Raw genomic sequence first — 12,978 nt, forward strand, 5'->3', positions numbered from 1 at the left:
TTCGCCGGGCGCAACGTCGGGTTCCTGATGATTCTCGCCACCATCATGATCCCGACCCAGCTGCTGATGATCCCCACCTACATCCTGTTCGCCAATCTGGGGCTGCTGAACGGGCTCGGGGCGGCGATCGTGCCCTGGCTGGCGACGGCGTTCGGCATCTTCCTGATGCGGCAGTTCTTCCTCTCCCTTCCGGTCGAGTTGGAGGAGGCGGGTGCGATCGACGGCTGTAACCGTTGGCAGGTCTTCTTCCGGATCGTGCTCCCGCTGGCGCGTCCGGCTTTGGCTACGCTGGCGATCTTCACCCTGCTCGGCGCCTGGAACGATCTGGTCTGGCCGCTCATCGCGATCAACAACCAGCAGGCGTTCACGTTGCAGCTGGGGATTGCGAACTTCCAGGGCGCGCACCAGACGGACTGGAGCCTGATCATGGCGGGCAACGTCATCGCGACGCTGCCGCTCATCCTGTTCTTCTTGTTCGCGCAGCGCCAGTTCATCGCAACGATGACCTTCTCCGGGCTCAAAGGATGACGGATGTCGAGGTTCTCGTCGTGGGAGACGCGAACCCCGATCTCGTGCTCAGCGGCGACACGGTTCCGCGGTTCGGCCAGGCGGAGCAGCTGCTCGACGGCGCCGAGCTGCTGCTTGGCGGCAGCGCGGCGATCGTCGCCGCCGGGCTGGCCAGGCTGGGGGTGGGCGCGGCCCTGGTCTCGGTCGTCGGCTCGGATCGGTTCGGCAGCGAAGTGCTCGACCGATTGCGCGAGCGCGACGTGGATCTCTCCGCTGTCGCCGTGCGCGACGGGGTGCCGACCGGACTCTCGGTGATCCTGTCTCAACCGCACGACCGGGCGATTCTCACGCTGCCCGGCACGATCCCGCTTCTCGACCCGGATGCGGTGCGCTCAGCCGTCGACCGCCTGCGCCCGCGCCATGTGCACATCGCCTCGTATTTCCTTCAGCCTTCGCTGGCCGCCGGCCTCCCCGGTCTCTTCGATGGGTTGGCCGCGGCAGGGGTGACGACGAGCCTCGACACGAACTGGGACCCTGCCGAGCGGTGGGAGGGCCTGGAGGAGGTGCTTCGGCGGGTCACCGTGTTCCTTCCCAATCGCGAGGAGGCGCTGGCGATAGCGGGGCGGATCCTGGGGCGTCCGACCGTCGATGTGGATGAGGCCGGGGCGCTGCTCTCCTCCCTCGGCTGCCGTGTCGTCGTGAAATCCGGAGCCGAGGGTGCGGTCGCCTACCAGGCGGGGGAGCGTGTGGCCGATGCCGCCGGCCTGCTCCTCGAGGTGGTGGACACGACGGGGGCCGGGGACAGCTTCGACGCCGGGTACCTCGCGGCGACCCTCCGTGCCGGAGGGGCCGAAGCCGAGACCGAGGCTGGGCGCCTGCGCTGGGCAGCGGTGGCCGGATCCCTCTCCGTCCGGGGGCGCGGGGGAACGCAGCGACAGGCCACGAGGGCCGAGGTGCTCGCCCTGACCGCCCCGGGTTCGGAAGCGCTGACGATCACCGCAGCCTCAGCCGGCTGACCGCTGCGCGAGCGGACGTCGCCGCCGGTCGAGCTCCTGCAGCGACGGCGGAACAAAGGCCTGGTCGAGGGTGCCGACATCGGTACCGGGCGGCACGATCGCGTCGATCCGGTCGAGGAGCTCGTCGGAGAGCGCCACGTCGAGCCCCGCGAGGAGGTCGTCGAACTGCGCCATCGTGCGGGCACCGAGCAGCGCGCTCGTCACTCCGGGATGCGCGATCGCGAACGCCATGGCGAGATGCGTCATCGGCAGCCCGGCCTCTTCCGCGAGCGGGATCAGCTGCTCCACCACATCCAGGCGCTGCTCGTTGCGGAACGCGGTGTTGAAGGTGGCGCGGATCACATCGGTGTCCTGCCCTCGGCGCACCCGGCCGGTGAGCATCCCCTGGCCGAGCGGTCCCCAGACGAGAACGCCCATCCCGTACCGCTGGGCGACGGGGAGGACTTCGCGCTCGATGCCCCGGTTCAGGATCGAGTACGGCGGTTGCTCGGTGCGCAGCCGCTCCAGGCCGCGACGCTCGGCCGCCCAGTGTGCTTCGACGAGGTCCGAGGCCGGGAGCATCGAGGTGCCGAACGCGCGGATCTTGCCGCTGCGGACGAGGTCCGTCAGCACGGAGAGCGTCTCTTCGATGTCTGTCGAGGGGTCTGGGCGTTGGAGCTGGTACAGGTCGATGTGGTCGGTTTGGAGGCGGCGCAGCGAGTTCTCGACCGCGGTCACGATCCACCGCCGTGAGGCGCCGCCCTGGTTCGGGTCTGTGCCCATCGGCATCCCACCCTTCGTAGCGAGGACGACGTCGTCGCGGCGGCCCCGCAGGGCCCGGCCGACGACATCCTCCGAGTCGCCGTACCGGTCGGCGGTGTCGATGAGGTTGATTCCGGCGTCGAGGGCTTTGTGGATGATCCTGGCGGAGTCGTCGGGGTCGGGGTTTCCGACCTGGGTGGAGAACATGAGGGCGCCGAGCGCGTACGGGCTGACCTTGATGCCGGTTCTGCCGAGGGGTCGATACTGCATGGTCGGTCTCCTGTCGCTGTTCACCGTGCCGTGCGGCGTGGCGATGACGTATGCTGTCGAAACGGAACGTCTTTCCGGAACTATACGGAAAAGCTTTCCGTTAAACAAGGAGGGTCATGGAATCGGTCGAGACGAACCCCACGACCGCACCGTCGGGGGGAAGCGGGGGCGGGCAGCGTCGCCGTCGCTCCGACGCGCAACGCAACGTGGTCGCCCTGCTCGACGCGGCCAAGAGCGTGTTCGCCCGCACCGGTGTCGACGCGCCGGCGAAAGAGATCACCGATCTCGCCGGAGTCGGGGTCGGAACCCTCTACCGGCACTTTCCGCGCCGGTCCGATCTGATCCTGGCCGTGATGCAGCACGAGATCGATGCTTGCGCCGGAGCGGCCGCGACGCTCAGCAGCGAACACGACCCCTGGGATGCGCTCACGCTGTGGATCGGGCGGCTCACGGCTCTCGTCGGAACCAAACAGGGCCTGGCGTCGGCGCTCCACTCGGGCGACCCTGCCTTCGACGATCTGCCGCGATCGATCATGGAACAACTGGAGCCGGCGCTCGGCGCGCTCCTCGACGCGGCGAGGGCCGATGGCTCGGTGAAGGCGGAGATCGCACCGGCCGAGGTCGTGCTCACCGTCGCCCTGCTGTGCCAACCTGTGCGGGGCGAGACCCCCACGTTCACCGAGCGGATGATCCGCATCTTCGTCGAGGGGCTGCGCTCCCGGTAGCCGTACCTACTGGTTCTGGTTCTGGTTCTGATTCGGCGCCGTGGTCGGTGGGATCGCCGGCCCGGTCGGCGCGGCCGGAGCGCTCGGTGCGGGGCTCGCGGGCGCCTGCGTCGTGCTCGGTGCCGGCGTTGACGGTGTCGACGGGTTCGAATACGAGTTGCTGCCGTAGACCATCGACGACGGAGGCGCGGGGAAGGCGGTTCCGGGATAGGTGGCATCCAGTGCGGCGAGGATCGGCTTGTCGATGGAGAACTTCACATCGCCGCCGTCGATCCCCTGGAAGTACTGGGAGCGCAACGCGACGTGTCCGGAGACGTTGCCGACCCACAGGGCGTTGGTCGCGGTCGTCGTCGACGTGACGAGCCAGTTCTGCTCCGAGTTGTCGGTGGTGCCGGTTTTGCCCATGATGTCGCTGCCGTCGAAGGGATTGGCGGTGGTCGCGGTGCCGTTCGTCATCACGTGGCGCAGCGCGTAGACCACGCCGTCTGCGATCTGCGGTGTGATCGCCTGGGTGCAGGTGCTCGCCGGGACAGCGTGATCCTTGCCGTCGGAGGTGACGACACGGTCGATGGCGATCGGCGTGCACACCTTTCCGCCGTTCGCGATGCCGGCATACGCCGTGGCCATCGTCAGCGGTGAGACCTCGTTGACCCCGAGGATCATCGACGGGATGAGCTGCCACGGCTCCGACGGCGACGCCGTGTGCACCAGGAGGCTCTGGGCGGCGGAGGAGATGTTGCACAGGTCGAGTTGTGTCGCCATATCGGCGAACGCGGTGTTGACGGAGGCCTCCGTGGCCTCGAGCACGCTCATGTTGCCGGTCTCCGTGCTCTCGTCGTTCTGCACATCCCAGCCCTGCTGGCCGATGTCGGTGCACGAGGCGGGGAAGTCGGAGAACGAGAACTCGTGCTGGCTCGCGTTGACGATCTCGTTCAGCGAATGGCCCGCCTCCAGCCAGGCGACCAGGTCGAACGCCTTGAACGAGGAGCCGGTCTGGAAGCCGCCCGACCCGCCGTAGTCGTAGTCGGTGGAATAGTTGATCGCCGTCGCGCCAGCCGGTGGTGTCGCACTGTCGTCGAACGGCCGGTTCTGCACCATGTTGAGGATGCGGCCCGAGCCGGGTTGCATCGACACATCCGCCGCCCCGAGATCGAGGTCGGGGTCGGTCGACGGGATGTACGCGCTCAGGGAGGTCTGGGCCGTGTTCTGCATGTCGAGGTTGAGGGTGGTGTACACCTTGAGGCCGCCGGTGCGGAAGAAGGCCGCCCGGTCGTCGGCGGTCGCACCGAACGCCTTGTCGTTCAGGATGACGTCTTGAACGTAGTCGCAGAAGAACCCGGCGTCGGAGGCGCTGGCGCTCTGGCAGCCGGAGGGCACCGGGGTGATGGTGGGCGTGATCGGTGCGGCGACCGCCGCCTTGTACTGCTGGTCAGTGATCTTCTTCGTGGTGAGCATGCGCTTCAGCACATAGTCGCGGCGCGCGAGCGTCTCTTTGAAGTGGTTCGCCGCGTTGTTTCCGGGGTTGTCCGCGGCCGATTGGTCGAGTCGGAGGTTCGACGGGTCGTTCAGGATGGCGACCAGCGTGGCCGACTCGTCGAGCGTGAGCTTGTCCGAGTCCACACCGAAGTAGTACTGTGCGGCGGCCTGCACGCCGTAGACCTGGCCGCCGAAGCCGACGATGTTCAGATAGCCGACGAGGATCTGCTGCTTGCTGTACGACTTGTCGAGCCCGATCGCGTACCGCAGTTCGCGGATCTTCCGCGCCAGGGTCGGGCCGGCGACATCGTCGTAGCAGCTCTGGTACGCCTTCTCCTGCGCCTCGTAGACCGCCTTGGCGGCGTTCGGGTTCACCGTCATCGTCTCGCAGCGCTGCACGAGCACGTTCTTGACGTACTGCTGCGTGATCGAGGAGCCGCCCTGGGTGTCGCCGCCGGCGGAATTCTCCACGAGGGCGCGGATGGTGCCGGAGACGTCGATGCCGCCCTCGTTGTAGAAGTTCGGGTCTTCGGTGGCCAGCAGCGCATCCCCGAGCACACCGGGGATCTGGGCGGCCGTCACGTCCACGCGGTTCTGGTCGTAGAACGTGGCGATCGGCACGGGCTGACCGCCCTTCGTCGCGTAGAACGTCGTCGTCTGGTCGAGCGGCTGGATCTTCAGGTAGCTGGGCAGGCCGTTGAACGCCTCGGCACCGGCCGAGGCCGACAGGCTGGTCATCGCGATCGACGGCGTGACGCCGACCGCGACGAGGATCGCCGCCACCACGCATCCCCCCACGAACGCGGCCCACGCGCCGACCAACTCCCCGACCTTCATACGGCGAACGCGCACACGGAACCTCTCTTGACATCAACGGGCCCGCCGAGTCTTGACCGCCCGGCTCTGAGAATCGTCGGAATCGCATGAGTGTTTCGTGAGACGGCGGCCGAACCCGCGCTCCGCGGCGGGGACGGGACCTGGAACCGTCGGCCGACGGCGTCTGAGCGTTCTCGCACGATTCGGCGGCGCTCAGCGGGCCGTATTCAGATCGGTGCGATTGGATGAGCGCCGTGTCTCCGTCTCACCGCACCCGCCGCGCCCAGCCGCCCCTCCTCGCCGCCCCGCGCCGCTGGGGCTGGTGGGCGGCGATCCTGTTCGTCGCCGTGTTCGCGATCGGCTTCGTGTTCCGGCTCGTCCCCGGTTCGTCGCAGTACGCCGTCGACGAGGCGCTGAACCGCGCGGCGACCCCGTTCGCCGACTCCGTGGCGCTCGCGCTGGACGTGCTCGACCGGCCGACGGTGGTGCTGGTCATCCTCGCGGTCGTCTTCGTCGTGGTCGGGTTCGCCGCCTCCTGGTGGCGCGCCCTCGGCGTCTGCGCCGTCACCGGACTGGGCTGGCTGACGTGTCTCGTGGTCAAGACTGTGGTGGCCCAGCCGCGGCCGCCGATGACCGGCCTGGCGCATCCGCTCGACGTGAGCCCAGCGACCCTCAGTTACCCGAGCGGGCACGTCGTGTTCGCCGTCTGTCTGGGCGTCGCCCTGGTGGCGGTCTGCCCGCGCGGCATCGCCCGCACCGGGGTGCTGATGCTGGCGATCGTCTTCGTGGCCGTCGTCGCCTGGTCGCGCCTCTACGTGGGGGTGCACTATCCGACCGACGTCATCGGTGCGGTGCTGAACGGGGTCGCCGGGTCGGTGCTCTTCCTCGGCCTGTGGAACCTCGTGGTGCGTCGGGTGACCCGTGCGCGTGGGCCGCAGACGACACCCTGACTGAAATCGGATTTCATCGTCCAATCGGCAATGAAACGATCATCCGCCGTTAACCTCGGCGTCGTCGGGCGGTTCATCCCGCCTCGGTAGCGTCGCGGTCGTGACACAGAATTCCACTCTCGCCGCCCCGCTGAAATCGGATGCCGGCACCCCGGTCACCGAGCGCATCCGGGCCAGCCTCACGGCGCTCTCGCCCGCCGAACGACGCGTCGCCGACGCGGTGCTCGCCGACCCGGCCGCCGTCATCCACCTCTCGGTGACCGAACTCGCGACGCTGGCCGAAGCCTCCGCTGCCACCGTCATCCGGCTCTGCGCCACCCTGGGGTTGCGCGGCTACCAGGATCTGAAGATCATGCTGGCCCGCGAATCCATCCCGGCCGACCGGCAGGTGCTCGGCGCGATCCGCGACGGCGATGGAACAGGCGACGTCGTCGCGAAAGTGCTCGGCGGCACCGCGCTCGCCCTCCAGCAGGTCGTCGCGGCCGTCGATGTGAACGCCGTCGCCCGGATCGTGGACGCGCTGCTCGCGGCCCGGCGCGTGAGCTTAGGCGCGGTCGGAACCTCGGCCCCACTCGCGCAAGACATCGCCTACCGGCTGACGACCATCGGCATCGATGCCTCCTTCGTCGCCGATGTGCACGCGCAGCATGTCGCCGCCCGCATGCTCCTCCCCGCCGATGTGTTCTTCGCGGTCAGCCACACCGGCTCCACCTTCGAGACGCTCGCCACCGCGAAGGCCGCCCGCTCGGCCGGAGCGACCGTGATCGCCCTCACCAGTTTCGCCAGCTCCCCGCTCACGGAGGTGGCCGACCTCATCCTCGTCGCCGGCAGCCCCGAGACGGCCTACCGCGTGGAGGCGATGGTGAGCCGCATCGTGCACCTCACCCTGCTCGACGCGATCTTCGTCGCCCTCACGATGCGCAGCGCGACCAGCGGCGCATACCAGAACGTGACCGCCGATGTGCTCGTCGAGCACCGCGTCTGAGTCACCGACCGCCTCCCCGCCCCCGATCACCGACCCCCGGCCCCATCACCGACCCCGCCCCGCCCCCGATCAAGACAGGAACCATTCCCGTGCACGGATACGTCGTCACCGACACCGAAACCAGCGAGACCGCGCCCCGGGGCATCCCCGGCATCGCCGTGAGCAACGGCACCGACGTCGTCGAGACCGATGACCAGGGCCGCTTCGAACTCCCCGACACCGGCCGCTTCGTCACCCTCACCCGCCCGACCGGGTTCACCGCAGACCCCTGGTGGGTGCGCGCGACGGCGGGGGAGATCCGTTTCACGCTGACGCCGCAGGAGCAACCGCTGCCCTACTCGTTCGCCCACCTGACCGACACGCATATGACGGTGCCGGCCGATCATCCCGCCTTCGACCCGGCGCTCCTGGAAGCGTTCGGGCTGTACCGCGAGGGGAGCCTGCCGCAGCAGATCGTCGACTTCCTGGCGGAGCTGCCCCGGCGCGAACCGCAGGTGCGCAGCGTCATGATCACCGGTGACCTGGTCGACCACGGTCGCCCGGCCGAGTATGAGCTCTACACGGAGGCACTCGCGACGAGTCCGCTTCCCGTCCACGTCATCCCCGGAAACCACGACCACATGACCGACGAGCACGGGATGTTCGTCAGCCGCAACAACTACCTCACCAACGCGGGGACCGTGGAGAATTACGAGCGCTTCGTCGGACCGCGCTGGTACTCGTTCGACGTGGCCGGACTGCACGTCGTGGCGATGGACTGGCACAGCCACGAGCTCGGCATCGACCACGATGAGCAGAACGCCTGGCTTCGCAACGACCTCGCCCGCCGCACCCCCGGATCGCCCTGGATCCTGCTCTTCCACGACCAGCCGAACGCCTCGCTCCTCGACCACGTGCCGTGGCAGCCGATCGCCGCGTTCTCCGGTCACTGGCACACCTCCCGCGTCGTGGAAGTCGACGGAGCGCTGCACGTCAACAGCCCCACCACCTTCTTCGCCAGCCTCGACTACAGTCCGCCTGCCTTCCGGGTCATCACCTGGGACGGGGAGACGATCGGTCTGCGAACCGAGACCGTCCTCGTGCGCGAGAGCCCCGTCGAGCTCGACGATGTCTCCACCGCCACCTTCTCCAGCGCCCCGGCGCGGCGGTCGGCGGATGCGGTGCTCTGGCGCTCGCCGCTTGTCGGCGCCTCCCACCGGCAGTCGGTGCTCGTGGACGGCGACCTCGTCGTCGCCGGATCGCAGATCGAGGATCGCGCCGCCGGCACGGTCGAAGCGTTCGATCTGGCCTCGGGGGAGCGTGTGTGGCGGGCCGACACCCGGTCGGCCGTGAAGACCACACCCGTCGTCTCCGGTGGCCTGGTGATCGCCGCCGAAGTGAGTGGCGACGTGACCGCCTACGACCGCGCGACCGGCGAGTTCGCCTGGCGCGTCGACTCGAGCGACCCGCTCCGCCGGTTCGCCTGGGGTGGCCCGGCGACCGCGAACGGCCTGGTCTACCTGGGCGACCAGAGCGACCTTCGCGCCATCGACGCCGCCCGCGGCGCGGTTGTGTGGCGTCGCGACGACCTCTCGCCCCACCACAACCTGGTCAACCACTCGACGCCGTTGATCGTCGGCGACCTGCTGGTCATGGGCTTCTGGCCGACTCCGCAGCATCCGGTCGGCCTCGACGCCCGCACGGGGGAATCCGTCTGGGCGGGCGCGCCCGTGCCCGATGAGGTCTCGTTCGAGGCGATGAAGCAGCTGCTCATCATGGGCACGGCCGTGCACGACCCGCAGCGCGACCTCGTGCTCATGCCCGCGTTCGGACACTCCGCCGCGGTCGAGCGCGCGACCGGCCGTGTCGTCTGGGCCACCGCGCACCGCGGCGGCTTCAGCCCGTCCGCTCCGGTCGTCACCGCGGCCGGCTATGTGGCGACGAGCGCGGGCGTCGGCCTGCAGGTGCTGGAGCCGGAGACCGGCGAGATCCTGCGGGAGATCGCGGTCGAGGGAGATGCGCCCTTCCCGATGTCCTCCTACACGAAGACGCCGCATCCGGTCGTCTCGGCGCCGCTCTCGGCCGACGGGACGCTGCTGCTCAGCGGCCTCGACGGCGTGATCCGCCGCCTCGACCCCGCCAGCGGCGCCGAGGTCGGGCGAGCTCAGCTGCACGCCCCGATCGCCTCCACGCTGACCGAGGCGGGGGAGCTGTTCGTCGGGGTCGGCACCGATGGCGGCGTGTTCGCCGTGTCGCGGAGCGTCGCCTCATGAGTCGTCTCATCGACGCGGAGGAGGCCACGGGTCCCCAGGCCCTCCCGACGACCGCACGGGCCGAGGCCGGTGCCGCCGTCACCGACCGCGAGGCCGCGCGCGCCGCCTCACGCCGCCGCCCGAAGCCGATCGTTCCGATCCTCATGCTCGCGCCGGCCGTGCTCGGCATCGCGATCTTCGTGCTGATCCCGGCCCTGCTCGCGCTCGTCGCCAGCTTCTTCAGCATCCCGCTCGGCGGGGGAGCGTGGGGATGGGTCGGCTTCGGCAACTTCGCGAAAGTGCTCGGCGACCCGACCGTGCAGAAATCGATCGTCAACACGCTCGTCTACGCGGCCATCACGATCGTACCGAGCCTGGTCATCGGGCTCGTGCTGGCCCTCCTGGCCGACAGCATCGTGCACGGACGGGCACTGGTGCGCACCATCCTGTTCCTGCCGATGACGGCGAACCTCGTCGCGATGGCGGTGGTGTTCCGGTGGATCTTCGCCTACCAGGGAGGCTTCGCCAACCAGCTCCTCGGGCTCGTCGGTCTCGGCCCGGTCAACTGGCTGGGCGACACCCACACCTCGCTGCTCACTGTCGCGATCGTCGGCATCTGGCGCTCCGCCTCGTTCACCATGATGATCTTCTTCGCCGGTCTCGCCACGATCCCGACGTCGATCGGCGAAGCGACGGCCTCCGAAGGAATCCGCGGCTGGACCAAGCTCACGAGAGTGACCCTGCCGATGATGAAGCCGACCGTCGCGTTCGCCACGGTCATCACCATCCTCGGCTCTGTGCAGGTCTTCGACACGATCAACGTGATGACCCAGGGCGGACCGCAGAACTCCAGCGAGACGCTGCTCCTCACCACCTGGCGCTACGGTTTCGGCTATTTCGACCTGGGCAGCGCCTCGGCGCTCTCCCTGCTCCTCCTGCTCGCACTCGTCGGCGTGGGCATCCTGCAGCGCCGCTTCCTCACCGGGGGACAGAAATGAGAACACTCGTCGTCGTCGGCAAATGGGTGCTGCTCACCCTCGCCCTGCTGATCTCGCTCTTCCCCTTCTACTGGATGCTGCGGACCGCCATTGCCCCGGCCGATGAAGTGTTCTTCAGCGGAATCTCCCTGTTCCCCGCCGATGCGACGCTGGCGAACTTCGGCAGGGCCTGGGAGAAAGCGCACCTCGCGACCGCCATCCCGGTCGGCGTCCTGGTGACCGCCGCCATCCTGGCGCTGCAGCTGATCACCTGCATCCCCGCCGCCTATGTGCTCGCCAAGGTGCGGATGCGCGGCACCGGCACCGTTCTCGCGATCGTGCTCGGCTGCCTCCTCATCCCCAGCCAGGTGACCCTCATCCCGACATTCATCGGCGTGAACCTGGCCGGGCTCGGGGACTCCATCCCCGGACTCATCCTGCCGTTCCTCACCAGCGCGTTCGGTATCTACCTGCTGCGGCAGCAGATGATGTCGATCCCCGACTCCCTGCTCGAAGCGGCGCGCACCGACGGTCTCGGCCACTGGCGCACCCTGCGCACGGTGATCATCCCCATGGCCGGCCCCGGAATCGCGGCGTTCAGCGTCTTCAGCGTGTTCGTGCACTGGAACGAATACCTCTGGCCCCTGCTCATCGCCCGCAGCCCGGGCATCGCAACACCGCCGCTGGCACTGTCCGTCTTCCAGCAGGCGGACATCGGCTACGACTACTCCGCGCTCGCCGCCGGGGCCGCCATCGTGACCGCACCCGTCGTGATCCTGTTCCTGGTGGCGCAGCGTCGCTTCGTGCAGGGCATGAGCGGGGCCGAGATCCCCGGCTGAGACCCCCGGCAGAGATCCGGCAGAGACCCCTGACCCGTCGTCCACCACGCACCGCCTATCCTCACCCATCACGCACCGCCCACCCTGAAGGAGTACCCCCATGTCCCCACGTCGATCCCGACTCGCCGTCGGCGCCCTCGCTCTCGGCTCCGCCCTCCTGCTGAGCGGCTGCGCCGCCGGCGCGAACGCCGACCAGCAACCGACAGTTGCCGCCGCCGCCGACATCGCCAGCTGCAACCCGGCCAAGACCACCATCAATGCGGTCTTCGGCCAGCAGGCGACAGGCGCGATGACCGTCGCGTCGGCCGCCCTGGAGAAGAAGTACCCGGGCCTCACCATCAACGCCACCCCGCAGCAGACCACCTCGTACGACGACCTCACCAAGACCGTCGTCGGTGACATCGCGGTCGGCAAACGTCCCGACCTGGTGATGACCGGCCTTGGGCAGCTCCGCTTCTGGGTCGACACGTACAAGCCCGCCACGATCGACCCGGCGAAGCTCGAGCCGACGTACCAGAAGCAGTTCCTCTCCGCCGGCACGATCGACGGCAAGGTCTACCTGGCTCCGTCCCAGATCTCGGCGCCCGTGCTGCTGGTGAACGAAGACCTCGCTTCGTCCGCCGGGGTGGACGCCTCCTCGATCAAGACCCCGGAAGATCTGGTCGCCGCGGCCGCGGCCGTCACAGCCAAGACGGGGGCGCCTTCGGTGTCGGTGAGCACCGACGCGCTGCCCGACTGGTTCAGCCAGGCGTTCGTGCAGGGCGCGGGCGGCACCTTCGTGAAGAAGGACGGCACGCCCGGTTTCGGCGACGCCACCGGCATCAAGGCGCTGTCGATCTGGCAGGACCTCAAGAAGAAGAACCTCGAGCTCGGCGTCGGCTTCCAGGACGCGACCGCCGCCTTCATCGGGGGCAAGGTGGCGTTCATGGTGGCCACCACCTCGCTCATCGCCTCGATTCAGAAGGGCGTCGGATCGCACTTCGCCTGGACACCGGTCGACCTGCCGAGTGTCGACGGGAAAGACGGCGCCCTTCCGGCCGGCGGCAACGGTTGGGTCGTGCTGAGCAAGGACGCCTGCGCGGCGGCGTTCTCCACTGCTCTCGTCTCGCAGCTGCTGGCCAAGGATGCGGTGCTCAAGGCGTCCGGAACGGCATACAGCTACATCCCGGTCGACTCCGCGGCCGCTCAGGAGCTTCTCGGCAGCAGCTCGGCGACCCCGCAGCTCACCTACGCCTGGAGCTATGACAAGAGCCTCACCCCCTGGGGCGGGTTCGCCGGCGCCAAGACCGTGCAGGTGAACGATGCGATCCGCACGATGGCACAGCAGCTGCAGTCGGGGGCCGACACAACCTCGACGGTCAAATCTGCCGTCAGCAGCATCGATTCGATCGTCAAGTAGCCGATTCCGCGGCCCTGTCGGCGCTCGCAGATCAACGAAGGAAGAA

General features: G+C 68.7%; 11 protein-coding genes. 9 read left to right on the forward strand and 2 right to left on the reverse strand.

Annotated features, from left to right (window positions below):
• Window positions 1-27: 27 nt before the first annotated feature.
• Together K5L49_RS18615 and K5L49_RS18620 are read left to right on the forward strand one after the other, a co-directional pair.
• Entirely contained in the window at window positions 28-528 is a 501-nt protein-coding gene (locus K5L49_RS18615) for a carbohydrate ABC transporter permease (protein ID WP_263298906.1), read from the forward strand.
• Window positions 525-1,523, forward strand: a complete 999-nt coding sequence (locus K5L49_RS18620; protein WP_223695026.1) for a carbohydrate kinase family protein — start codon at window positions 525-527, stop codon at window positions 1,521-1,523. The genes K5L49_RS18615 and K5L49_RS18620 overlap by 4 nt, the downstream gene beginning before the upstream one ends.
• On the opposite strand, the gene K5L49_RS18625 is transcribed toward K5L49_RS18620, so the two are convergent.
• The gene (locus K5L49_RS18625) at window positions 1,512-2,534 is read right to left on the reverse strand and encodes an aldo/keto reductase (RefSeq protein WP_223695027.1); all 1,023 of its coding nucleotides are present in this window, start codon (window positions 2,532-2,534) and stop codon (window positions 1,512-1,514) included. The two genes, K5L49_RS18620 and K5L49_RS18625, sit on opposite strands and share 12 nt — an antisense overlap.
• 116 nt (window positions 2,535-2,650) lie before the next feature.
• Between K5L49_RS18625 and K5L49_RS18630 the strand changes: the two genes are divergently transcribed.
• Window positions 2,651-3,259 (forward strand): TetR/AcrR family transcriptional regulator, encoded by a 609-nt coding sequence (locus tag K5L49_RS18630; RefSeq protein WP_223695028.1) that lies wholly within the window; start codon window positions 2,651-2,653, stop codon window positions 3,257-3,259.
• Window positions 3,260-3,265: 6 nt separating this feature from the next.
• On the opposite strand, the gene K5L49_RS18635 is transcribed toward K5L49_RS18630, so the two are convergent.
• Window positions 3,266-5,587 carry a transglycosylase domain-containing protein gene (locus K5L49_RS18635; protein ID WP_223695029.1) on the reverse strand — a complete coding sequence of 774 codons (2,322 nt, stop codon included), beginning with the start codon at window positions 5,585-5,587 and terminating at the stop codon, window positions 3,266-3,268.
• A gap of 218 nt (window positions 5,588-5,805) precedes the next feature.
• On the opposite strand from K5L49_RS18635, the gene K5L49_RS18640 reads away from it, so the two are divergent.
• The 6 genes from K5L49_RS18640 (at window position 5,806) to K5L49_RS18665 (ending at window position 12,932) form a co-directional block, all read left to right on the forward strand.
• Complete coding sequence (locus K5L49_RS18640; RefSeq protein ID WP_223695030.1) at window positions 5,806-6,501, forward strand: phosphatase PAP2 family protein; 696 nt, start codon at window positions 5,806-5,808, stop codon at window positions 6,499-6,501.
• A 100-nt stretch (window positions 6,502-6,601) separates the two neighbouring features.
• Complete coding sequence (locus K5L49_RS18645) at window positions 6,602-7,486, forward strand: MurR/RpiR family transcriptional regulator (RefSeq protein WP_223695031.1); 885 nt, start codon at window positions 6,602-6,604, stop codon at window positions 7,484-7,486.
• An 89-nt stretch (window positions 7,487-7,575) separates the two neighbouring features.
• On the forward strand, window positions 7,576-9,738 hold the full coding sequence (locus K5L49_RS18650; RefSeq protein WP_223695032.1) for an outer membrane protein assembly factor BamB family protein: 2,163 nt from the start codon (window positions 7,576-7,578) through the stop codon (window positions 9,736-9,738).
• Window positions 9,735-10,715 (forward strand): carbohydrate ABC transporter permease, encoded by a 981-nt coding sequence (locus K5L49_RS18655; RefSeq protein ID WP_223695033.1) that lies wholly within the window; start codon window positions 9,735-9,737, stop codon window positions 10,713-10,715. Before K5L49_RS18650 ends, K5L49_RS18655 begins: the two co-directional genes overlap by 4 nt.
• Window positions 10,712-11,533 (forward strand): carbohydrate ABC transporter permease, encoded by an 822-nt coding sequence (locus K5L49_RS18660; protein ID WP_223695034.1) that lies wholly within the window; start codon window positions 10,712-10,714, stop codon window positions 11,531-11,533. Before K5L49_RS18655 ends, K5L49_RS18660 begins: the two co-directional genes overlap by 4 nt.
• 100 nt (window positions 11,534-11,633) lie before the next feature.
• Window positions 11,634-12,932, forward strand: a complete 1,299-nt coding sequence (locus K5L49_RS18665) for an extracellular solute-binding protein (protein ID WP_223695035.1) — start codon at window positions 11,634-11,636, stop codon at window positions 12,930-12,932.
• Window positions 12,933-12,978: the final 46 nt, after the last annotated feature.

This window comes from Leifsonia poae (genome assembly GCF_020009625.1).
Classification (GTDB): Bacteria; Actinomycetota; Actinomycetes; order Actinomycetales; family Microbacteriaceae; genus Leifsonia; species Leifsonia poae_A.